Origin of the sequence: Klebsiella sp. w6, from assembly GCF_033100215.1 — a bacterium.
Taxonomy (GTDB): domain Bacteria; phylum Pseudomonadota; class Gammaproteobacteria; order Enterobacterales; family Enterobacteriaceae; genus Klebsiella; species Klebsiella variicola.
The window spans coordinates 5299219-5322565 of sequence record NZ_CP136907.1 but is presented as its reverse complement, the minus strand read 5'-3'; the positions used below and the strand labels follow the sequence as shown (position 1 = coordinate 5322565).

At 52.7% G+C, this 23347-nt stretch carries 12 protein-coding genes, 6 tRNA genes and 3 rRNA genes; 20 read left to right on the top strand and 1 reads right to left on the bottom strand.

Translation table 11 applies throughout. The features are described 5' to 3' along the window. Positions 1–158 precede the first annotated feature (158 nt). From R0140_RS25880 to birA, 7 genes are all read left to right on the top strand, one after another. Positions 159–1698: ribosomal RNA gene (locus R0140_RS25880) — 16S ribosomal RNA — on the top strand. 69 nt (positions 1699–1767) lie between these two features. Beyond that, positions 1768–1844, top strand: a tRNA-Ile gene (locus tag R0140_RS25875). A 36-nt stretch (positions 1845–1880) separates the two neighbouring features. Then, a tRNA-Ala gene (locus R0140_RS25870) sits at positions 1881–1956 on the top strand. A gap of 177 nt (positions 1957–2133) precedes the next feature. Continuing rightward, positions 2134–5037: ribosomal RNA gene (locus R0140_RS25865) — 23S ribosomal RNA — on the top strand. Between the two features lie 96 nt (positions 5038–5133). Beyond that, positions 5134–5249 (top strand): 5S ribosomal RNA (gene rrf / locus R0140_RS25860). The 16S, 23S and 5S rRNA genes sit together here with 2 tRNA genes alongside, the layout of an rRNA operon. 290 nt (positions 5250–5539) lie before the next feature. Continuing rightward, on the top strand, positions 5540–6568 hold the full coding sequence (murB, locus tag R0140_RS25855) for a UDP-N-acetylmuramate dehydrogenase (protein ID WP_032736967.1): 1029 nt from the start codon (positions 5540–5542) through the stop codon (positions 6566–6568). After that, positions 6565–7527, top strand: a complete 963-nt coding sequence (gene birA, locus R0140_RS25850; RefSeq protein ID WP_008808010.1) for a bifunctional biotin--[acetyl-CoA-carboxylase] ligase/biotin operon repressor BirA — start codon at positions 6565–6567, stop codon at positions 7525–7527. The genes murB and birA overlap by 4 nt, the downstream gene beginning before the upstream one ends. A gap of 26 nt (positions 7528–7553) precedes the next feature. On the opposite strand, the gene coaA is transcribed toward birA, so the two are convergent. After that, positions 7554–8504 (bottom strand): type I pantothenate kinase, encoded by a 951-nt coding sequence (gene coaA / locus R0140_RS25845; protein WP_012543215.1) that lies wholly within the window; start codon positions 8502–8504, stop codon positions 7554–7556. 418 nt (positions 8505–8922) lie between these two features. On the opposite strand from coaA, the gene R0140_RS25840 reads away from it, so the two are divergent. The 13 genes from R0140_RS25840 (at position 8923) to rpoC (ending at position 23223) form a co-directional block, all read left to right on the top strand. Further along, positions 8923–8998, top strand: a tRNA-Thr gene (locus R0140_RS25840). 10 nt (positions 8999–9008) lie between these two features. Beyond that, positions 9009–9093: transfer RNA gene (locus tag R0140_RS25835), tRNA-Tyr, on the top strand. 115 nt (positions 9094–9208) lie between these two features. Beyond that, a tRNA-Gly gene (locus R0140_RS25830) sits at positions 9209–9283 on the top strand. 5 nt (positions 9284–9288) lie between these two features. After that, positions 9289–9364: transfer RNA gene (locus R0140_RS25825), tRNA-Thr, on the top strand. Positions 9365–9479: 115 nt separating this feature from the next. Continuing rightward, positions 9480–10664: an elongation factor Tu gene (gene tuf, locus R0140_RS25820; protein ID WP_012543214.1), complete on the top strand. Its 1185-nt coding sequence runs from the start codon at positions 9480–9482 to the stop codon at positions 10662–10664. Between the two features lie 338 nt (positions 10665–11002). Beyond that, on the top strand, positions 11003–11386 hold the full coding sequence (secE, locus tag R0140_RS25815; RefSeq protein WP_002883772.1) for a preprotein translocase subunit SecE: 384 nt from the start codon (positions 11003–11005) through the stop codon (positions 11384–11386). A gap of 1 nt (position 11387) precedes the next feature. After that, on the top strand, positions 11388–11933 hold the full coding sequence (gene nusG, locus R0140_RS25810; protein WP_007665882.1) for a transcription termination/antitermination protein NusG: 546 nt from the start codon (positions 11388–11390) through the stop codon (positions 11931–11933). 156 nt (positions 11934–12089) lie between these two features. Next, positions 12090–12518 (top strand): 50S ribosomal protein L11, encoded by a 429-nt coding sequence (gene rplK, locus R0140_RS25805; protein ID WP_008808007.1) that lies wholly within the window; start codon positions 12090–12092, stop codon positions 12516–12518. 3 nt (positions 12519–12521) lie between these two features. Further along, positions 12522–13226, top strand: coding sequence for a 50S ribosomal protein L1 (gene rplA / locus R0140_RS25800; RefSeq protein WP_008808006.1), 705 nt, complete (start codon positions 12522–12524; stop codon positions 13224–13226). A gap of 414 nt (positions 13227–13640) precedes the next feature. Then, positions 13641–14138: a 50S ribosomal protein L10 gene (rplJ, locus tag R0140_RS25795; RefSeq protein ID WP_001207203.1), complete on the top strand. Its 498-nt coding sequence runs from the start codon at positions 13641–13643 to the stop codon at positions 14136–14138. A gap of 66 nt (positions 14139–14204) precedes the next feature. Next, the gene (gene rplL, locus R0140_RS25790) at positions 14205–14570 is read left to right on the top strand and encodes a 50S ribosomal protein L7/L12 (protein WP_002884142.1); all 366 of its coding nucleotides are present in this window, start codon (positions 14205–14207) and stop codon (positions 14568–14570) included. Between the two features lie 324 nt (positions 14571–14894). After that, positions 14895–18923: a DNA-directed RNA polymerase subunit beta gene (gene rpoB / locus R0140_RS25785; protein WP_008808005.1), complete on the top strand. Its 4029-nt coding sequence runs from the start codon at positions 14895–14897 to the stop codon at positions 18921–18923. A gap of 76 nt (positions 18924–18999) precedes the next feature. Next, positions 19000–23223, top strand: coding sequence for a DNA-directed RNA polymerase subunit beta' (rpoC, locus tag R0140_RS25780; protein ID WP_008808004.1), 4224 nt, complete (start codon positions 19000–19002; stop codon positions 23221–23223). The last annotated feature ends 124 nt before the right edge of the window (positions 23224–23347 follow it).

The window sequence follows — 23347 nt, the reverse complement described above, 5'->3', positions numbered from 1 at the left end:
AAACGAAGCGGCACTGCTCTTTAACAATTTATCAGACAATCTGTGTGGGCACTCAAAGTGACATGGATTCTTAACGTCCTCGGACGAAAAATGAATACCAAGTCTCTGAGTGAACATACGTAATTCATTACGAAGTTTAATTCACGAGCATCAAACTTAAATTGAAGAGTTTGATCATGGCTCAGATTGAACGCTGGCGGCAGGCCTAACACATGCAAGTCGAGCGGTAGCACAGAGAGCTTGCTCTCGGGTGACGAGCGGCGGACGGGTGAGTAATGTCTGGGAAACTGCCTGATGGAGGGGGATAACTACTGGAAACGGTAGCTAATACCGCATAACGTCGCAAGACCAAAGTGGGGGACCTTCGGGCCTCATGCCATCAGATGTGCCCAGATGGGATTAGCTAGTAGGTGGGGTAACGGCTCACCTAGGCGACGATCCCTAGCTGGTCTGAGAGGATGACCAGCCACACTGGAACTGAGACACGGTCCAGACTCCTACGGGAGGCAGCAGTGGGGAATATTGCACAATGGGCGCAAGCCTGATGCAGCCATGCCGCGTGTGTGAAGAAGGCCTTCGGGTTGTAAAGCACTTTCAGCGGGGAGGAAGGCGGTGAGGTTAATAACCTCATCGATTGACGTTACCCGCAGAAGAAGCACCGGCTAACTCCGTGCCAGCAGCCGCGGTAATACGGAGGGTGCAAGCGTTAATCGGAATTACTGGGCGTAAAGCGCACGCAGGCGGTCTGTCAAGTCGGATGTGAAATCCCCGGGCTCAACCTGGGAACTGCATTCGAAACTGGCAGGCTAGAGTCTTGTAGAGGGGGGTAGAATTCCAGGTGTAGCGGTGAAATGCGTAGAGATCTGGAGGAATACCGGTGGCGAAGGCGGCCCCCTGGACAAAGACTGACGCTCAGGTGCGAAAGCGTGGGGAGCAAACAGGATTAGATACCCTGGTAGTCCACGCTGTAAACGATGTCGATTTGGAGGTTGTGCCCTTGAGGCGTGGCTTCCGGAGCTAACGCGTTAAATCGACCGCCTGGGGAGTACGGCCGCAAGGTTAAAACTCAAATGAATTGACGGGGGCCCGCACAAGCGGTGGAGCATGTGGTTTAATTCGATGCAACGCGAAGAACCTTACCTGGTCTTGACATCCACAGAACTTTCCAGAGATGGATTGGTGCCTTCGGGAACTGTGAGACAGGTGCTGCATGGCTGTCGTCAGCTCGTGTTGTGAAATGTTGGGTTAAGTCCCGCAACGAGCGCAACCCTTATCCTTTGTTGCCAGCGGTTAGGCCGGGAACTCAAAGGAGACTGCCAGTGATAAACTGGAGGAAGGTGGGGATGACGTCAAGTCATCATGGCCCTTACGACCAGGGCTACACACGTGCTACAATGGCATATACAAAGAGAAGCGACCTCGCGAGAGCAAGCGGACCTCATAAAGTATGTCGTAGTCCGGATTGGAGTCTGCAACTCGACTCCATGAAGTCGGAATCGCTAGTAATCGTAGATCAGAATGCTACGGTGAATACGTTCCCGGGCCTTGTACACACCGCCCGTCACACCATGGGAGTGGGTTGCAAAAGAAGTAGGTAGCTTAACCTTCGGGAGGGCGCTTACCACTTTGTGATTCATGACTGGGGTGAAGTCGTAACAAGGTAACCGTAGGGGAACCTGCGGTTGGATCACCTCCTTACCTTAAAGAACCTGCCTTTGTAGTGCTCACACAGATTGTCTGATGAAAAACAGCAGTAAAAACCTCTACAGGCTTGTAGCTCAGGTGGTTAGAGCGCACCCCTGATAAGGGTGAGGTCGGTGGTTCAAGTCCACTCAGGCCTACCAAATTTGCGAAGCAAATTTGAAGAGGTTGCAAACGATGGGGCTATAGCTCAGCTGGGAGAGCGCCTGCTTTGCACGCAGGAGGTCTGCGGTTCGATCCCGCATAGCTCCACCATCTTTACTGCAAACACAAGAAAACTTCAGAGTGAACCTGAAAAGGTGCACTGCGAAGTTTTGCTCTTTAAAAATCTGGATCAAGCTGAAAATTGAAACGACACACTGTTTAAGTGTGTTCGAGTCTCTCAAATTTTCGCGACACGATGGTGTTTTACGAAACATCTTCGGGTTGTGAGGTTAAGCGACTAAGCGTACACGGTGGATGCCCTGGCAGTCAGAGGCGATGAAGGACGTGCTAATCTGCGAAAAGCGTCGGTAAGGTGATATGAACCGTTACAGCCGGCGATGTCCGAATGGGGAAACCCAGTGCAATTCGTTGCACTATCGTTAACTGAATACATAGGTTAACGAGGCGAACCGGGGGAACTGAAACATCTAAGTACCCCGAGGAAAAGAAATCAACCGAGATTCCCCCAGTAGCGGCGAGCGAACGGGGAGCAGCCCAGAGTCTGAATCAGCTTGTGTGTTAGTGGAACGGTCTGGAAAGTCCGACGGTACAGGGTGATAGTCCCGTACACCAAAATGCACAGGTTGTGAACTCGAAGAGTAGGGCGGGACACGTGGTATCCTGTCTGAATATGGGGGGACCATCCTCCAAGGCTAAATACTCCTGACTGACCGATAGTGAACCAGTACCGTGAGGGAAAGGCGAAAAGAACCCCGGCGAGGGGAGTGAAAAAGAACCTGAAACCGTGTACGTACAAGCAGTGGGAGCACCTTCGGGTGTGACTGCGTACCTTTTGTATAATGGGTCAGCGACTTATATTCTGTAGCAAGGTTAACCGTATAGGGGAGCCGCAGGGAAACCGAGTCTTAACTGGGCGTTAAGTTGCAGGGTATAGACCCGAAACCCGGTGATCTAGCCATGGGCAGGTTGAAGGTTGGGTAACACTAACTGGAGGACCGAACCGACTAATGTTGAAAAATTAGCGGATGACTTGTGGCTGGGGGTGAAAGGCCAATCAAACCGGGAGATAGCTGGTTCTCCCCGAAAGCTATTTAGGTAGCGCCTCGTGAACTCATCTTCGGGGGTAGAGCACTGTTTCGGCTAGGGGGTCATCCCGACTTACCAACCCGATGCAAACTACGAATACCGAAGAATGTTATCACGGGAGACACACGGCGGGTGCTAACGTCCGTCGTGAAGAGGGAAACAACCCAGACCGCCAGCTAAGGTCCCAAAGTCATGGTTAAGTGGGAAACGATGTGGGAAGGCACAGACAGCCAGGATGTTGGCTTAGAAGCAGCCATCATTTAAAGAAAGCGTAATAGCTCACTGGTCGAGTCGGCCTGCGCGGAAGATGTAACGGGGCTAAACCATGCACCGAAGCTGCGGCAGCGACACTATGTGTTGTTGGGTAGGGGAGCGTTCTGTAAGCCTGCGAAGGTGGCCTGTGAGGGTTGCTGGAGGTATCAGAAGTGCGAATGCTGACATAAGTAACGATAAAGCGGGTGAAAAGCCCGCTCGCCGGAAGACCAAGGGTTCCTGTCCAACGTTAATCGGGGCAGGGTGAGTCGACCCCTAAGGCGAGGCCGAAAGGCGTAGTCGATGGGAAACAGGTTAATATTCCTGTACTTGGTGTTACTGCGAAGGGGGGACGGAGAAGGCTATGTTAGCCGGGCGACGGTTGTCCCGGTTTAAGCATGTAGGCGGAGGTTCCAGGTAAATCCGGTACCTTTTAACGCTGAGGTGTGATGACGAGGCACTACGGTGCTGAAGTAACAAATGCCCTGCTTCCAGGAAAAGCCTCTAAGCATCAGGTAACATTAAATCGTACCCCAAACCGACACAGGTGGTCAGGTAGAGAATACCAAGGCGCTTGAGAGAACTCGGGTGAAGGAACTAGGCAAAATGGTGCCGTAACTTCGGGAGAAGGCACGCTGGTGTGTAGGTGAAGTCCCTGCGGACGGAGCTGAGACCAGTCGAAGATACCAGCTGGCTGCAACTGTTTATTAAAAACACAGCACTGTGCAAACACGAAAGTGGACGTATACGGTGTGACGCCTGCCCGGTGCCGGAAGGTTAATTGATGGGGTTATCCGTAAGGAGAAGCTCTTGATCGAAGCCCCGGTAAACGGCGGCCGTAACTATAACGGTCCTAAGGTAGCGAAATTCCTTGTCGGGTAAGTTCCGACCTGCACGAATGGCGTAATGATGGCCAGGCTGTCTCCACCCGAGACTCAGTGAAATTGAACTCGCTGTGAAGATGCAGTGTACCCGCGGCAAGACGGAAAGACCCCGTGAACCTTTACTATAGCTTGACACTGAACATTGAGCCTTGATGTGTAGGATAGGTGGGAGGCTTTGAAGCGTGGACGCCAGTCTGCGTGGAGCCAACCTTGAAATACCACCCTTTAATGTTTGATGTTCTAACGTAGGCCCCTGACCGGGGTTGCGGACAGTGTCTGGTGGGTAGTTTGACTGGGGCGGTCTCCTCCCAAAGAGTAACGGAGGAGCACGAAGGTTAGCTAATCCTGGTCGGACATCAGGAGGTTAGTGCAATGGCATAAGCTAGCTTGACTGCGAGCGTGACGGCGCGAGCAGGTGCGAAAGCAGGTCATAGTGATCCGGTGGTTCTGAATGGAAGGGCCATCGCTCAACGGATAAAAGGTACTCCGGGGATAACAGGCTGATACCGCCCAAGAGTTCATATCGACGGCGGTGTTTGGCACCTCGATGTCGGCTCATCACATCCTGGGGCTGAAGTAGGTCCCAAGGGTATGGCTGTTCGCCATTTAAAGTGGTACGCGAGCTGGGTTTAGAACGTCGTGAGACAGTTCGGTCCCTATCTGCCGTGGGCGCTGGAGAATTGAGGGGGGCTGCTCCTAGTACGAGAGGACCGGAGTGGACGCATCACTGGTGTTCGGGTTGTCATGCCAATGGCACTGCCCGGTAGCTAAATGCGGAAGAGATAAGTGCTGAAAGCATCTAAGCACGAAACTTGCCCCGAGATGAGTTCTCCCTGAGACTATAAGTCTCCTGAAGGAACGTTGAAGACGACGACGTTGATAGGCCGGGTGTGTAAGCGCAGCGATGCGTTGAGCTAACCGGTACTAATGAACCGTGAGGCTTAACCTTACAACGCCGAAGCTGTTTTGGCGGATTTGAGAGAAGATTTTCAGCGTGATACAGATTAATCGATGCGTCCGCAGGACGTGTTGAAAACAGAATTTGCCTGGCGGCGATAGCGCGGTGGTCCCACCTGACCCCATGCCGAACTCAGAAGTGAAACGCCGTAGCGCCGATGGTAGTGTGGGGTCTCCCCATGTGAGAGTAGGGAACTGCCAGGCATCAAATAAAACGAAAGGCTCAGTCGAAAGACTGGGCCTTTTGTTTTTGCGTTTTAACAAGAACCCCGTCCCGAAAGGTGCGGGGTTTTTTGCTGTGTGGGGTATGTCTCCCCGGTGGCGCTGCGCTTACCGGGGCTACGGATTCGCACCCGCCCTGCACGACCTGTAGCCCGGACCGGTACACCGCATCATTACCGGTAACGCCCCCAATATCACTGCCCCTGCAATCAGGCAAGCCTTCCCCCGCCAGATACGGTAAACTAACGCCGATTTTGCATCAGGAAGCCACTATGAACCACTCCCTCAAACCCTGGAATACCTTTGGCATTGAGCGCTCCGCCAGGACGATTGTACGCGCCGAAACTGAGCAGCAGTTATTAAGCGCTTGGCAAACTGCTGTCGCGGCAGGCGAACCCACGCTGATCCTTGGGGAAGGTAGTAATGTCCTGTTTCTGAACGACTATGCCGGTACGGTGATCCTCAACCGAATTATGGGGATCGAGGTGAGCGAAACGCCGGAAGCCTGGTGCTTGCACGTCGGCGCCGGCGAAAACTGGCATCAATTGGTGCAGTTCACGCTACAGCATGCGATGCCAGGTCTGGAAAATTTGGCATTGATCCCTGGCTGCGCAGGATCTTCGCCGATCCAGAATATTGGCGCCTACGGTGTCGAGCTCCAGCGGGTTTGCAACTATGTGGACTGCATTGAGCTGGAAACGGGTCGTAAGCAGCGTCTTTCAGCGGCGGAATGCCGTTTCGGCTACCGTGACAGTATCTTTAAACATGAATATCAGGATCGCTACGCCATCGTCGCGATTGGTTTAACGTTAGCGAAAGCATGGCAGCCTGTACTGAGTTACGGTGATTTAACGCGTCTTGATCCACAGACCGTCACCCCGCAGCAGGTATTCGATTCCGTTTGTCATATGCGAATGACTAAGTTGCCGGATCCCAGGATTAACGGCAATGCCGGAAGTTTCTTTAAGAATCCGATCGTCAGCGCTCAGGTTGCTGAAGCGCTGCTGGCGCAATTCCCCCGGGCGCCGCATTATCCGCAGGCAAACGGCACCGTCAAGCTGGCCGCGGGCTGGTTAATCGATCAATGTCAGCTCAAAGGGCAACGCATTGGCGGCGCGGCCGTCCATCGACAACAGGCCCTGGTACTCATTAATGAAGATCGAGCGACCAGCGAGGACGTGGTAAAACTAGCCCATTACGTTCGCCAGCAGGTGGGTAAGAAATTCGATGTATGGCTTCAGCCCGAGGTGCGCTTCATTGGAACGCATGGTGAAGTCAACGCAGAGGAGAGCATTGCGTGAAAGACCATACTATTCCCTTAACGTTGATTTCTATCCTGGCTGATGGCGAGTTCCACTCAGGTGAACAGCTTGGTGAGCAGTTAGGTATGAGCCGGGCGGCGATTAATAAGCATATCCAGACCTTACGCGACTGGGGCGTCGATGTGTTTACAGTGCCAGGCAAGGGTTACAGCCTGCCGGAGCCCATTCATCTGTTGGATGAGAAAAAGATTTCCCAACAGATTGAACATGGCCGAGTGACGGTTCTCCCCGTGATTGACTCCACTAACCAGTATTTACTGGACAGGCTTGATGAGCTGACATCCGGGGATGCCTGTGTGGCTGAATATCAGCAGGCAGGGCGAGGACGGCGAGGTAGAAAATGGTTCTCGCCCTTTGGCGCCAATCTTTATCTCTCGATGTACTGGCGCCTGGAGCAGGGGCCGGCGGCGGCTATTGGACTCAGCCTGGTGATTGGTATCGTGATCGCTGAAGTTTTGCAGCAGCTCGGGGCCGATCAGGTTCGTGTGAAATGGCCAAACGATATTTACCTGCAAGATCGTAAACTGTCAGGGATCCTCGTGGAACTGACCGGGAAAACGGGTGATGCTGCACAAATCGTTAGTGGCGCGGGTATCAATCTTGTGATGCGTCGCGTGGAGTCTGACGTGGTCAATCAGGGGTGGATAAGCCTTCAGGAGGCGGGGGTTGTCATCGACCGCAACCTCCTCGCCGCGCGCCTGATTAAAGAGCTACGTCTGGGCCTGGAACTGTTCGAGCAGGAAGGGTTAGCGCCCTATCTGCCGCGCTGGGAGAAACTGGATAACTTTATTCATCGCCCGGTAAAACTCATTATCGGTGATAAAGAAATCTATGGAATTTCCCGGGGCATTGATGCGCAAGGCGCACTATTGCTGGAACAGGATGGGGTGATAAAAGCCTGGGTTGGCGGTGAAATATCATTGCGCAGCGCAGAATAAAAAAGGGAGCTTCGGCTCCCTTTGCTTTATTTACGTAAGCGTACTTGATTCACAGAATGATTGGCGCTTTTGGTCATGATCAGGCTGGCACGTTCGCGGGTTGGAAGGATGTTTTCTTTAAGATTCATTAAGTTAATCTCGTTCCATAGCGAGGTGGCAATATCCACCGCCTCTTCCTTCGACAGCTTAGCGTAATTGTGGAAGTAGGAGTCAGGATCGGTAAACGCCCCTTCTCGGAATTTGAGAAAACGGTTGATATACCAGCTTTTCAGTAATTCTTCCGGTGCATCGACATAAATAGAAAAATCGACAAAATCGGATACAAATACATGATGAGGATCGTGCGGATAATCCATTCCACTTTGCAGAACGTTGAGTCCCTCAAGAATTAAAATATCCGGCTGCGCGACGGTTTTATCGCCGTCGGGAATAACATCATAAATCAGATGGGAATAAACCGGCGCGGTTGCCTGCGGTACACCTGATTTAAGATCGGAGACAAACTTCACCAGTCGATGCATATCATAGGACTGCGGGAAGCCTTTCTTCTTCATTAATCCGCGTTCTTTCAATACTGAGTTAGGGTGCAAAAAACCGTCAGTAGTGATGAGTTCAACATGGCGGTGCTCCGGCCAACGGCTAAGCAAGGCCTGCAGTACACGCGCGGTGGTGCTTTTCCCCACCGCAACGCTGCCAGCGATGCTGATGATATAGGGAATGCGTTGACCGTTGGTGCCAAGAAATTGTTCGAGAACAGCCTGACGACGCAGGTTAGAACTGATATAGAAGTTGAGCAAACGCGACAGCGGCAAATAGATCTCGGCAACCTCTTCCAGAGAGAGATCTTCGTTGATGCCTTTTAACCGCGTGATTTCATCCTCGGTTAACGTCATCGGGACAGAATCACGAAGTGCAGCCCATTGGTGGCGGTTAAATTGTAGGTACGGTGTCATTAACGTCTGCTCTTTTTGGCTCATAAGCATGTTCTTACCATCGCCGTATACGTTGAAACGGCGATGCTTCACACGAGTTAATCAGGACAATGGGCAGGAGGGTAACACCAGATTGCCGGGAATAATAAGAAAAAAACTCATTGAATGCTGCTTTCTCGCGCCAGCATCACAAGAGAGGAATAAGTTTCTTATTCGTAGTAAACCAGCAGGATAGTGCTAACGGCCCGTTACCTTTCTGTCAGTCGTCCGCATACATCCTGGGCATCAGCGGGTGACTGGAACCGCTCCTGATGAGCTGGATTGCTGGCGAATATTTGCACTGCCCTGTTTGAAATTACACCGTTTTTTCGTGTAAGAGCACAAAATGTGAGCAAGAGAACGTTTTATGCAAATTTTTAGTTGCATGAACTCGCTCCTCTCCCTAGAATGCGCGCTACTTGATGCCGACTTAGCTCAGTAGGTAGAGCAACTGACTTGTAATCAGTAGGTCACCAGTTCGATTCCGGTAGTCGGCACCATAACAATTTGGGTGGGGTTCCCGAGCGGCCAAAGGGAGCAGACTGTAAATCTGCCGTCATCGACTTCGAAGGTTCGAATCCTTCCCCCACCACCACTTTCTGGCGACGCTTTGCGTAGCCGGAGTTGGTTGGGTAAACTAATCAGCTCAATACTAAAGAGAGCAGTCTCTTTAGTATTACAGAAAGAACTGGGTAGCCGAGTTTCAGGATGCGGGCATCGTATAATGGCTATTACCTCAGCCTTCCAAGCTGATGATGCGGGTTCGATTCCCGCTGCCCGCTCCAGACGTGCTGATATGGCTCAGTTGGTAGAGCGCACCCTTGGTAAGGGTGAGGTCCCCAGTTCGACTCTGGGTATCAGCACCACTTCTTTTCTCTCCTTCCCTGTTTCTCTTCTGTTATTTTCATTCAACAAGTCGGGCATGTTGCCTGGTTGATGTGGTGATATCACCGATTTATCCGTGTCTTAGAGGGACAATCGATGTCTAAAGAAAAGTTTGAACGTACAAAACCGCACGTTAACGTCGGTACTATCGGCCACGTTGACCATGGTAAAACAACGCTGACCGCTGCCATCACTACCGTTCTGGCTAAAACCTACGGTGGTTCTGCTCGTGCATTCGACCAGATCGATAACGCACCGGAAGAAAAAGCTCGTGGTATCACCATCAACACCTCTCACGTTGAATATGACACCCCGACTCGCCACTACGCGCACGTAGACTGCCCGGGCCACGCCGACTATGTTAAAAACATGATCACCGGTGCTGCGCAGATGGACGGCGCGATCCTGGTTGTTGCTGCGACTGACGGCCCGATGCCGCAGACTCGTGAGCACATCCTGCTGGGTCGTCAGGTAGGCGTTCCGTACATCATCGTGTTCCTGAACAAATGCGACATGGTTGATGACGAAGAGCTGCTGGAACTGGTTGAGATGGAAGTTCGTGAACTGCTGTCTCAGTACGATTTCCCGGGCGACGACACCCCGATCGTTCGTGGTTCTGCTCTGAAAGCGCTGGAAGGCGACGCAGAGTGGGAAGCGAAAATCATCGAACTGGCTGGCCACCTGGATACCTATATCCCGGAACCAGAGCGTGCGATTGACAAGCCGTTCCTGCTGCCGATTGAAGACGTATTCTCCATCTCCGGTCGTGGTACCGTTGTTACCGGTCGTGTAGAGCGCGGTATCATCAAAGTCGGTGAAGAAGTTGAAATCGTTGGTATCAAAGAAACCGCGAAGACCACCTGTACTGGCGTTGAAATGTTCCGCAAACTGCTGGACGAAGGCCGTGCTGGTGAGAACGTTGGTGTTCTGCTGCGTGGTATCAAACGTGAAGAAATCGAACGTGGTCAGGTACTGGCTAAGCCGGGCAGCATCAAGCCGCACACCAAGTTCGAATCTGAAGTGTACATCCTGTCCAAAGACGAAGGCGGCCGTCATACTCCGTTCTTCAAAGGCTACCGTCCGCAGTTCTACTTCCGTACTACTGACGTGACTGGCACCATCGAACTGCCGGAAGGCGTAGAGATGGTTATGCCGGGCGACAACATCAAAATGGTTGTTACCCTGATCCACCCGATCGCGATGGACGATGGTCTGCGTTTCGCAATCCGTGAAGGCGGTCGTACCGTTGGCGCGGGCGTGGTTGCTAAAGTTCTCGGCTAATCGCTGATAACATTTGACGCAATGCGCAATAAAAGGGCATCATTTGATGCCCTTTTTGCACGCTTTCATACCAGAACCTGGCTCATCAGTGATTTTTTTTGTCATAATCATTGCTGAGACAGGCTCTGAAGAGGGCGTTTATACACCAAACCATTCGAGCGGTAGCGCGACGGCAAGTCAGCGTTCTCCTTTGCAATAGCAGGGAAGAGGCGCCAGAACCGCCAGCGTTGAAGCAGTTTGAACGCGTTCAGTGTATAATCCGAAACTTAATTTCGGTTTGGATCGCCTCGCCCCCGCGGGGTGAAATTGTTTGTAGAATACTTCTGACAGGTTGGTTTATGAGTGCGAATACCGAAGCTCAAGGGAGCGGGCGCGGCCTGGAAGCGATGAAGTGGATTATCGTTGCCGTGCTGCTGATCGTGGCGATCGTGGGCAACTTCCTTTATCGCGACATTATGCTGGCGGTGCGTGCGCTGGCCGTGGTTATTCTTATTGCTGCTGCCGGTGGCGTCGCGCTGTTGACGACGAAAGGTAAGGCGACCGTTGCTTTTGCTCGCGAAGCGCGAACTGAAGTGCGTAAAGTGATTTGGCCGACTCGCCAGGAAACGCTGCATACTACGCTGATTGTTGCTGCCGTGACTGCAGTAATGTCACTGATCCTGTGGGGACTGGATGGTATTCTGGTTCGCCTGGTCTCCTTTATCACTGGCCTGAGGTTCTGAGATGTCTGAAGCTCCTAAAAAGCGCTGGTACGTCGTTCAGGCGTTTTCCGGTTTTGAAGGTCGCGTAGCTACTTCGCTGCGTGAACATATCAAATTACACAACATGGAAGAGTTGTTTGGCGAAGTCATGGTTCCAACCGAAGAAGTGGTTGAAATCCGTGGCGGCCAGCGTCGCAAAAGCGAACGTAAATTCTTCCCTGGCTACGTTCTGGTTCAGATGGTCATGAACGACGCGAGCTGGCACCTGGTGCGCAGCGTACCGCGTGTGATGGGCTTCATCGGCGGTACTTCCGACCGTCCGGCGCCGATCAGCGACAAAGAAGTCGATGCCATCATGAACCGCCTGCAGCAGGTTGGCGATAAGCCGCGTCCGAAAACGCTGTTTGAGCCGGGCGAAATGGTTCGTGTCAACGATGGTCCGTTCGCTGACTTTAACGGCGTCGTTGAAGAAGTGGACTATGAGAAGTCCCGCCTGAAAGTTTCTGTTTCTATCTTCGGTCGTGCGACGCCGGTAGAACTGGACTTCGGTCAGGTTGAGAAGGCGTAAGCCGGCGATCAAAAAAGCAGCGATTTAATCGTTGCATAGGGCGCGAAATTGGCATACAATTTCGCGCCTTTTGTTTTTATGGGCCTGGCCCGTAAAACGATGTTTAATCACGGGGAGCTTCTCTGAAGCGTTAATACCCAATTTGAGGATTTAAGAATGGCTAAGAAAGTACAAGCCTACGTCAAGCTGCAGGTTGCAGCTGGTATGGCAAACCCGAGTCCGCCGGTTGGTCCAGCACTGGGTCAGCAGGGCGTTAACATCATGGAATTCTGCAAAGCGTTCAACGCAAAAACTGAATCCATGGAAAAAGGTCTGCCAATCCCGGTTGTTATCACCGTTTACGCTGACCGTTCTTTCACTTTCGTTACCAAAACCCCGCCGGCAGCAGTTCTGCTGAAAAAAGCGGCTGGTATCAAGTCCGGCTCTGGTAAGCCGAACAAAGATAAAGTGGGTAAAATTTCCCGCGCTCAGCTGCAGGAAATCGCGCAGACCAAAGCTGCCGACATGACTGGTGCCGACATTGAAGCGATGACTCGCTCCATCGAAGGTACTGCACGTTCCATGGGCCTGGTAGTGGAGGACTAAGAAATGGCTAAACTGACCAAGCGCATGTCCGTGATCCGTGACAAAGTTGATGCAACTAAACAGTATGACATCAACGAAGCCATCTCTCTGCTGAAAGAACTGGCTACTGCTAAGTTCGTTGAAAGCGTTGACGTTGCTGTAAACCTGGGCATCGATGCTCGTAAATCTGACCAGAACGTACGTGGTGCAACTGTACTGCCGCACGGTACTGGCCGTTCTGTTCGCGTTGCCGTATTTGCCCAGGGCGCAAACGCTGAAGCTGCTAAAGCTGCAGGCGCTGAGCTGGTAGGTATGGAAGATCTGGCTGACCAGATCAAGAAAGGCGAAATGAACTTTGACGTTGTTATTGCTTCCCCGGATGCAATGCGCGTTGTTGGCCAGCTGGGCCAGGTTCTGGGTCCGCGCGGCCTGATGCCAAACCCGAAAGTGGGTACCGTAACCCCTAACGTTGCTGAAGCGGTTAAGAACGCTAAAGCAGGTCAGGTTCGTTATCGTAACGACAAAAACGGCATCATCCACACCACCATCGGTAAAGTGGACTTTGACGCTGACAAACTGAAAGAAAACCTGGAAGCTCTGCTGGTTGCGCTGAAAAAAGCAAAACCGACTCAGGCGAAAGGCGTGTACATCAAGAAAGTTAGCATCTCCACCACCATGGGTGCAGGTGTTGCAGTAGATCAGGCTGGCCTGAACGCTTCTGCAAACTAATGCCTTTACGTGGGCGGTGATTTTGTCTACAATCTTACCCCCACGATTCTGTCAATAAGACAGACGCTATGCGAGTCATTTGAATTGCAGCAAGGCAGCAATCGAGTGAATCACCGGGAGTGTAGTTAACTACATGACCGGTGTGAACGAGAGCAGCTAACGCCGCTGCGGTTCGAAGGACGAAGTCATAGAAAGAATTTGTTCGTTGGAGCCTGGCCTATCCAGGCCTCCGTCGAAGACCGCAGGTGTTTCGCAAGAAACTTAATCCCCTGCGTAGACGGTGACAGAACGCTAAGATTATTTTTTGGATACTCTGGCTTGTTTCTGCTCACCGTATTTAGACGCTCTTTTCGTTGAATTGAGTGAAGTGAGTTCCAGAGCATAAGCTCTGGCAAACATCCAGGAGCAAAGCTAATGGCTTTAAATCTTCAAGACAAACAAGCGATTGTTGCTGAAGTCAGCGAAGTAGCCAAAGGCGCGCTGTCTGCAGTAGTTGCGGATTCCCGTGGCGTAACTGTAGATAAAATGACTGAACTGCGTAAAGCAGGTCGTGAAGCTGGCGTATACATGCGTGTTGTTCGTAACACCCTGCTGCGCCGCGTCGTTGAAGGTACTCAGTTCGAGTGCCTGAAAGACACGTTTGTTGGTCCGACCCTGATTGCATACTCTATGGAACACCCGGGCGCTGCTGCTCGTCTGTTCAAAGAGTTCGCGAAAGCGAATGCAAAATTTGAGGTCAAAGCCGCTGCCTTTGAAGGTGAGCTGATCCCGGCGTCGCAGATCGACCGCCTGGCAACTCTGCCGACCTACGAAGAAGCAATTGCACGCCTGATGGCAACCATGAAAGAAGCTTCGGCTGGCAAACTGGTTCGTACTCTGGCTGCTGTACGCGATGCGAAAGAAGCTGCTTAATCGCAGTTATCTTTATAAAGCATTCGCTTACGTATAAACTTATTCTGATATTCAGGAACAATTTAAATGTCTATCACTAAAGATCAAATCATTGAAGCAGTATCCGCTATGTCCGTAATGGACGTTGTTGAGCTGATCTCTGCAATGGAAGAAAAATTCGGTGTTTCCGCTGCTGCTGCTGTAGCTGTAGCTGCTGGCCCGGTTGAAGCTGCTGAAGAAAAAACTGAATTCGACGTAATTCTGAAAGCTGCTGGCGCTAACAAAGTTGCTGTTATCAAAGCAGTACGTGGCGCAACTGGCCTGGGTCTGAAAGAAGCTAAAGACCTGGTAGAATCTGCTCCGGCTGCACTGAAAGAAGGCATCAGCAAAGACGACGCTGAAGCTCTGAAAAAATCTCTGGAAGAAGCTGGCGCTGAAGTTGAAGTTAAATAAGCCAACCCTTCCGGTTGCAGCCTGAGAAATCAGGCTGAGGCTGGTGACTTTTTAGTCACCAGCCTTTTTGCGCTGTAAGGCGCCAGTAGCATTTCACACTGTTTGACTGCTGGTTTGCCTGACAATGCTTGTTTCTATCGACGACTTAATATACTGCGACAGGTTAGGGTTCCTGGGCTGTGTAAATCGCAACGAAATGGTTTAAGCGTGATAGCAACAGGTATTGCGGAAAGTGTTCCATTTTCCGGTCAACAAAATAGTGTTGCATAAAAAACTGCCTTACTTAGGCAGACGGGTCGACTTGTCAGCGAGCTGAGGAACCCTATGGTTTACTCCTATACCGAGAAAAAACGTATTCGTAAGGATTTTGGTAAACGTCCACAAGTTCTGGACATACCTTATCTCCTTTCTATCCAGCTTGATTCGTTCCAGAAGTTTATCGAGCAAGATCCTGAAGGGCAGTATGGTCTGGAAGCAGCCTTCCGTTCCGTATTCCCGATTCAGAGCTACAGCGGTAATTCAGAGCTGCAATACGTCAGCTACCGTCTGGGCGAACCTGTTTTTGATGTTAAAGAATGTCAGATCCGTGGCGTGACTTATTCTGCACCGCTGCGCGTAAAACTGCGTCTGGTGATCTACGAGCGCGAAGCGCCGGAAGGCACCGTTAAAGACATCAAAGAACAAGAAGTCTACATGGGCGAAATCCCGCTCATGACCGACAACGGTACCTTTGTTATCAACGGTACCGAGCGTGTTATCGTTTCTCAGCTGCACCGTAGCCCGGGCGTCTTCTTTGACAGTGACAAAGGTAAGACCCACTCCTCCGGTAAGGTCCTGTATAACGCACGTATCATCCCTTACCGCGGTTCCTGGCTGGACTTCGAATTCGACCCGAAAGACAACCTGTTCGTTCGTATCGACCGTCGTCGTAAACTGCCGGCAACCATCATTCTGCGCGCGCTGAATTACACCACTGAGCAGATCCTTGACCTGTTCTTCGAGAAAGTGGTCTTTGAAATTCGCGACAACAAGCTGCAGATGGAGCTGGTACCGGAGCGTCTGCGCGGTGAAACCGCCTCCTTCGATATCGAAGCCAACGGTAAAGTGTACGTTGAGAAAGGCCGTCGTATTACTGCGCGCCACATTCGCCAGCTGGAAAAAGACGATATCAAACATATCGAAGTTCCGGTTGAGTACATCGCGGGTAAAGTTGCTTCTAAAGACTACATCGACGAAGCGACCGGCGAACTGATCTGCCCGGCGAACATGGAGCTGAGCCTGGATCTGCTGGCTAAACTGAGCCAGTCCGGCCACAAGCGTATCGAAACGCTGTTCACCAACGATCTGGACCACGGTCCGTACATTTCTGAAACGGTACGCGTCGACCCGACCAACGATCGTCTGAGCGCGCTGGTAGAAATCTACCGCATGATGCGCCCGGGTGAGCCGCCGACTCGCGAAGCGGCTGAAAGCCTGTTTGAGAACCTGTTCTTCTCCGAAGACCGCTACGATCTGTCCGCGGTTGGTCGTATGAAGTTCAACCGTTCTCTGCTGCGCGACGAAATCGAAGGTTCCGGTATCCTGAGCAAAGACGACATCATTGAAGTGATGAAGAAGCTCATCGATATCCGTAACGGTAAAGGCGAAGTCGATGATATCGACCACCTCGGCAACCGTCGTATCCGTTCCGTTGGCGAAATGGCGGAAAACCAGTTCCGCGTTGGCCTGGTACGTGTAGAGCGTGCGGTTAAAGAGCGTCTGTCTCTGGGCGATCTGGATACCCTGATGCCTCAGGATATGATCAACGCCAAGCCGATTTCCGCAGCAGTGAAAGAGTTCTTTGGTTCCAGCCAGCTGTCCCAGTTTATGGACCAGAACAACCCGCTGTCTGAGATTACGCACAAACGTCGTATCTCCGCACTCGGCCCAGGCGGTCTGACCCGTGAACGCGCAGGCTTCGAAGTTCGAGACGTACACCCGACGCACTACGGTCGCGTATGTCCAATCGAAACGCCTGAAGGTCCGAACATCGGTCTGATCAACTCCCTGTCCGTGTACGCACAGACTAACGAATACGGTTTCCTTGAGACCCCGTATCGTAAAGTGACCGACGGTGTGGTTACCGATGAAATTCACTACCTGTCTGCTATCGAAGAAGGCAACTACGTTATTGCTCAGGCGAACTCCAACCTGGATGAAAACGGCCACTTCGTAGAAGACCTGGTTACCTGCCGTAGCAAAGGCGAATCCAGCTTGTTCAGCCGCGACCAAGTTGACTACATGGACGTATCCACCCAGCAGGTGGTATCCGTCGGTGCGTCCCTGATCCCGTTCCTGGAGCACGATGACGCCAACCGTGCATTGATGGGTGCGAACATGCAACGTCAGGCGGTTCCGACTCTGCGCGCTGATAAGCCGCTGGTTGGTACCGGTATGGAACGTGCTGTTGCCGTTGACTCCGGTGTTACTGCGGTGGCTAAACGTGGCGGTACCGTTCAGTACGTGGATGCTTCCCGTATCGTTATCAAAGTTAACGAAGACGAGATGTACCCGGGCGAAGCAGGTATCGACATCTATAACCTGACCAAGTACACCCGTTCTAACCAGAACACCTGCATCAACCAGATGCCTTGCGTGTCCCTGGGCGAACCCATTGAGCGCGGCGACGTGCTGGCCGACGGCCCATCCACCGACCTTGGTGAACTGGCGCTGGGTCAGAACATGCGCGTAGCGTTCATGCCGTGGAACGGCTACAACTTCGAAGACTCCATCCTCGTCTCCGAGCGTGTTGTTCAGGAAGACCGTTTCACCACCATCCACATTCAGGAACTGGCGTGCGTGTCCCGTGACACCAAGCTGGGGCCGGAAGAGATCACCGCTGACATCCCGAACGTGGGTGAAGCTGCGCTCTCTAAACTGGATGAGTCCGGTATCGTTTATATCGGCGCGGAAGTGACCGGCGGCGACATTCTGGTTGGTAAGGTAACGCCGAAAGGTGAAACCCAGCTGACGCCGGAAGAGAAACTGCTGCGTGCGATCTTCGGTGAGAAAGCGTCTGACGTTAAAGACTCTTCTCTGCGCGTACCGAACGGTGTCTCTGGTACCGTTATCGACGTTCAGGTCTTTACCCGTGATGGCGTAGAAAAAGACAAACGTGCGCTGGAAATCGAAGAGATGCAGCTGAAGCAGGCGAAGAAAGACCTGTCTGAAGAACTGCAGATCCTCGAAGCCGGTCTGTTCAGTCGTATCTACGCGGTGCTGGTCTCCGGTGGCGTTGAAGCTGAGAAGCTCGACAAACTGCCGCGCGATCGCTGGCTGGAACTGGGCCTGACCGACGAAGAGAAACAGAATCAGCTGGAGCAACTGGCTGAGCAGTATGACGAACTGAAACACGAGTTCGAGAAAAAACTCGAAGCGAAACGCCGTAAAATCACCCAAGGCGACGATCTGGCACCGGGTGTGCTGAAGATTGTTAAGGTATACCTGGCCGTTAAACGCCGTATCCAGCCTGGTGATAAGATGGCAGGCCGTCACGGTAACAAGGGTGTTATCTCTAAGATCAACCCGATCGAAGATATGCCGCACGATGCTAACGGTACGCCGGTAGATATCGTACTGAACCCGCTGGGCGTACCGTCTCGTATGAACATCGGTCAGATCCTGGAAACTCACCTGGGTATGGCTGCGAAAGGCATCGGCGATAAGATCAACGCCATGCTGAAACAGCAGCAAGAAGTCGCGAAACTGCGCGAATTCATCCAGCGTGCTTACGATCTGGGCGCTGACGTTCGCCAGAAAGTTGACCTGAATACCTTCAGCGATGAAGAAGTTCTGCGTCTGGCTGAAAACCTGCGTAAAGGCATGCCGATCGCAACGCCGGTATTCGACGGTGCGAAAGAAGCTGAAATCAAAGAGCTGCTGCAGCTGGGCGACCTGCCGACTTCCGGTCAGATCACCCTGTTTGACGGCCGCACCGGTGAACAGTTCGAACGTCCGGTAACCGTGGGTTACATGTACATGCTGAAACTGAACCACCTGGTCGACGACAAAATGCACGCTCGTTCCACCGGTTCCTACAGCCTGGTTACTCAGCAGCCGCTGGGTGGTAAGGCGCAGTTCGGTGGTCAGCGCTTCGGTGAGATGGAAGTGTGGGCGCTGGAAGCTTATGGCGCGGCCTACACCCTGCAGGAAATGCTCACCGTTAAGTCTGATGACGTGAACGGTCGTACCAAGATGTATAAAAACATCGTGGACGGCAACCACCAGATGGAACCGGGCATGCCGGAATCCTTCAACGTACTGTTGAAAGAAATCCGCTCGCTGGGCATCAACATCGAACTGGAAGACGAGTAACTCTCGCTCAAACAGGTCACTGGTGCCGGGATAAAACCCGGCGCCAGATTGTGCTAACTCCGACGGGAGCAAATCCGTGAAAGACTTATTAAAGTTTCTGAAAGCGCAAACTAAAACCGAAGAGTTTGATGCGATCAAAATTGCTCTGGCATCGCCAGACATGATCCGTTCATGGTCTTTCGGTGAAGTTAAAAAGCCGGAAACCATTAACTACCGTACGTTCAAGCCTGAGCGTGACGGTCTGTTCTGTGCTCGTATTTTCGGGCCAGTAAAAGACTATGAGTGCCTGTGCGGTAAGTACAAGCGCCTGAAACACCGCGGTGTGATCTGTGAGAAGTGCGGCGTTGAAGTGACCCAGACTAAAGTGCGTCGTGAGCGCATGGGCCACATCGAGCTGGCATGCCCGACGGCGCACATCTGGTTCCTGAAATCGCTGCCGTCCCGTATCGGCCTGCTGCTGGATATGCCGCTGCGCGATATCGAACGTGTACTGTACTTCGAATCCTACGTGGTTATCGAAGGTGGCATGACCAACCTCGAACGCAACCAGATTCTGACTGAAGAGCAGTACCTGGATGCGCTGGAAGAGTTCGGTGACGAATTCGACGCGAAAATGGGTGCGGAAGCGATCCAGGCGCTGCTGCGCAATATGGATCTGGAGCAGGAATGCGAACAGCTGCGTGAAGAGCTGAACGAAACCAACTCCGAAACCAAGCGTAAAAAGCTGACCAAGCGCATTAAGCTGCTGGAAGCGTTCGTTCAGTCTGGCAACAAGCCGGAATGGATGATCCTGACCGTTCTGCCGGTTCTGCCGCCAGATCTGCGTCCGCTGGTTCCGCTCGATGGCGGCCGTTTTGCGACTTCTGACCTGAACGATCTGTATCGTCGCGTCATTAACCGTAACAACCGTCTGAAACGTCTGCTGGATCTGGCTGCGCCGGACATCATCGTACGCAACGAAAAACGTATGCTGCAGGAAGCGGTTGACGCCCTGCTGGATAACGGCCGTCGCGGTCGTGCGATCACCGGTTCTAACAAACGTCCTCTGAAATCTTTGGCCGATATGATCAAAGGTAAACAGGGTCGTTTCCGTCAGAACCTGCTCGGTAAGCGTGTTGACTACTCCGGTCGTTCTGTTATCACCGTAGGTCCATACCTGCGTCTGCATCAGTGCGGTCTGCCGAAGAAAATGGCGCTGGAGCTGTTCAAACCGTTCATTTACGGCAAGCTGGAACTGCGTGGCCTGGCCACCACCATCAAAGCCGCTAAGAAAATGGTTGAGCGCGAAGAAGCCGTTGTTTGGGATATCCTGGACGAAGTTATCCGCGAACACCCGGTACTGCTGAACCGTGCGCCAACGCTACACCGTTTAGGTATCCAGGCATTCGAACCGGTTCTGATCGAAGGTAAAGCTATTCAGCTGCACCCGCTGGTTTGTGCGGCCTATAACGCCGACTTCGATGGCGACCAGATGGCTGTTCACGTACCGCTGACGCTGGAAGCCCAGCTGGAAGCGCGTGCGCTGATGATGTCTACCAACAACATCCTGTCCCCGGCGAACGGCGAACCAATCATCGTTCCGTCTCAGGACGTTGTACTGGGTCTGTACTACATGACCCGTGACTGTGTTAACGCCAAAGGCGAAGGCATGGTGCTGACTGGCCCGAAAGAAGCGGAGCGTATTTATCGCGCCGGTCTGGCCTCTCTGCATGCGCGCGTTAAAGTGCGTATCACTGAATACGAAAAAGACGAGAATGGTGAATTCGTCGCGAAGACTAGCCTGAAAGACACGACCGTTGGCCGTGCCATTCTGTGGATGATCGTACCGAAAGGTCTGCCGTTCTCTATCGTGAACCAGGCGCTCGGTAAGAAAGCGATCTCCAAGATGCTGAACACCTGTTACCGTATTCTGGGCCTGAAACCGACCGTTATTTTTGCGGACCAGACGATGTACACCGGCTTTGCTTATGCAGCGCGTTCAGGTGCATCCGTTGGTATCGATGACATGGTCATCCCGGAGAAAAAATACGAAATCATCAGCGAAGCGGAAGCGGAAGTTGCTGAGATTCAGGAACAGTTCCAGTCTGGTCTGGTCACCGCGGGCGAGCGCTACAACAAAGTTATCGATATCTGGGCTGCGGCGAACGATCGTGTATCCAAAGCGATGATGGATAACCTGCAAACCGAAACCGTGATTAACCGTGACGGTCAGGAAGAGCAGCAGGTTTCCTTCAACAGCATCTACATGATGGCCGACTCCGGTGCGCGTGGTTCTGCGGCACAGATTCGTCAGCTGGCTGGTATGCGTGGTCTGATGGCGAAGCCGGATGGCTCGATCATCGAAACGCCGATCACCGCGAACTTCCGTGAAGGTCTGAACGTACTCCAGTACTTCATCTCCACCCACGGTGCGCGTAAAGGTCTGGCGGATACCGCACTGAAGACAGCGAACTCCGGTTACCTGACTCGTCGTCTGGTTGACGTTGCCCAGGACCTGGTCGTCACTGAAGACGACTGCGGCACCCTGGAAGGCATCACCATGACGCCGGTTATCGAAGGTGGCGACGTTAAAGAGCCGCTGCGCGATCGCGTACTGGGTCGTGTGACTGCTGAAGACGTTCTGAAGCCGGGTACCGCGGACATTCTGGTTCCACGCAACACGCTGCTGCATGAGCACTGGTGTGACCTGCTGGAAGAGAACTCCGTTGACTCCGTCAAAGTTCGTTCCGTTGTATCCTGTGACACCGACTTTGGTGTATGTGCGCACTGCTATGGTCGTGACCTGGCGCGTGGCCACCTCATCAACAAAGGTGAGGCTATCGGCGTTATCGCGGCACAGTCCATCGGTGAGCCGGGTACACAGCTGACGATGCGTACGTTCCACATCGGTGGTGCGGCATCTCGTGCGGCTGCTGAATCCAGCATCCAGGTGAAAAACAAAGGTAGCATCCGTCTGAGCAACGCGAAGTCGGTTGTGAACTCCAGCGGTAAACTGGTTATCACCTCGCGTAACACCGAGCTGAAACTGATCGACGAATTCGGTCGTACCAAAGAAAGCTATAAAGTGCCTTACGGCTCCGTTATGGCGAAAGGCGATGGCGAACAGGTTGCCGGCGGTGAAACCGTTGCAAACTGGGATCCGCATACCATGCCGGTTATCACCGAAGTGAGTGGTTTCGTCCGCTTCACTGACATGATCGACGGCCAGACCATTACTCGTCAGACCGACGAGCTGACCGGTCTGTCTTCGCTGGTGGTTCTGGATTCCGCAGAACGTACCTCCGGTGGTAAAGATCTGCGTCCGGCGCTGAAAATTGTTGATGCTCAGGGCAACGACGTTCTGATCCCAGGCACCGATATGCCTGCTCAGTACTTCCTGCCGGGTAAAGCGATTGTTCAGCTGGAAGATGGCGTACAGATCAGCTCTGGTGACACCCTGGCGCGTGTTCCGCAGGAATCCGGCGGTACCAAGGACATCACCGGTGGTCTGCCGCGCGTTGCGGACCTGTTCGAAGCACGTCGTCCGAAAGAGCCGGCAATCCTGGCTGAAATCAGCGGCATCATTTCCTTCGGTAAAGAAACCAAAGGGAAACGTCGTCTGGTTATCACCCCGGTAGACGGTAGCGAACCGTACGAAGAGATGATTCCGAAATGGCGTCAGCTGAACGTGTTCGAAGGTGAACGTGTAGAACGTGGTGACGTGGTTTCCGACGGTCCGGAAGCACCGCACGACATTCTGCGTCTTCGTGGCGTGCACGCGGTAACGCGTTACATCACCAACGAAGTGCAGGACGTTTACCGTCTGCAAGGCGTTAAGATTAACGATAAGCACATTGAAGTTATCGTTCGTCAGATGCTGCGTAAAGCGACCATCGAAAGTGCTGGTAGCTCCGACTTCCTCGAAGGCGAGCAGGTTGAATACTCCCGCGTTAAGATCGCTAACCGCGAGCTTGAAGCGAATGGCAAAGTGGCGGCAACCTATTCCCGCGACCTGCTGGGTATCACCAAAGCGTCTCTGGCAACCGAGTCCTTCATCTCCGCGGCCTCGTTCCAGGAGACCACTCGCGTGCTGACCGAAGCAGCCGTTGCGGGCAAACGCGACGAACTGCGCGGTCTGAAAGAGAACGTCATCGTGGGTCGTCTGATCCCGGCGGGTACCGGTTATGCGTACCACCAGGATCGTATGCGCCGTCGCGCAGCGGGCGAACAGCCAGCTGCTCCGCAGGTGAGCGTAGAAGAAGCGTCTGCCAACCTGGCAGAACTGCTGAACGCAGGCCTGGGCGGTTCTGACAACGATTAATCGTTGATGCACTGCTAAAAAGCCGGTCAGGTTTCCTGACCGGCTTTTTTATTGTTTGTTCGCCGCCTCACCCTCTTCTTTAATTACATTTACGACATATTAACGCCGCATATTTTTAGCAATT

Excerpts from the sequence above, each read along its gene's own strand:
- tuf (WP_012543214.1), top strand. The coding sequence starts at position 9,480 with ATGTCTAAAGAAAAGTTTGAACGTACAAAACCGCACGTTAACGTCGGT.
- rplJ (WP_001207203.1), top strand. The coding sequence starts at position 13,641 with ATGGCTTTAAATCTTCAAGACAAACAAGCGATTGTTGCTGAAGTCAGC.
- rplA (WP_008808006.1), top strand. The coding sequence starts at position 12,522 with ATGGCTAAACTGACCAAGCGCATGTCCGTGATCCGTGACAAAGTTGAT.
- rplL (WP_002884142.1), top strand. The coding sequence starts at position 14,205 with ATGTCTATCACTAAAGATCAAATCATTGAAGCAGTATCCGCTATGTCC.
- nusG (WP_007665882.1), top strand. The coding sequence starts at position 11,388 with ATGTCTGAAGCTCCTAAAAAGCGCTGGTACGTCGTTCAGGCGTTTTCC.
- murB (WP_032736967.1), top strand. The coding sequence starts at position 5,540 with ATGAACCACTCCCTCAAACCCTGGAATACCTTTGGCATTGAGCGCTCC.
- coaA (WP_012543215.1), bottom strand. The coding sequence starts at position 8,504 with ATGAGCCAAAAAGAGCAGACGTTAATGACACCGTACCTACAATTTAAC.
- rpoB (WP_008808005.1), top strand. The coding sequence starts at position 14,895 with ATGGTTTACTCCTATACCGAGAAAAAACGTATTCGTAAGGATTTTGGT.
- rplK (WP_008808007.1), top strand. The coding sequence starts at position 12,090 with ATGGCTAAGAAAGTACAAGCCTACGTCAAGCTGCAGGTTGCAGCTGGT.
- secE (WP_002883772.1), top strand. The coding sequence starts at position 11,003 with ATGAGTGCGAATACCGAAGCTCAAGGGAGCGGGCGCGGCCTGGAAGCG.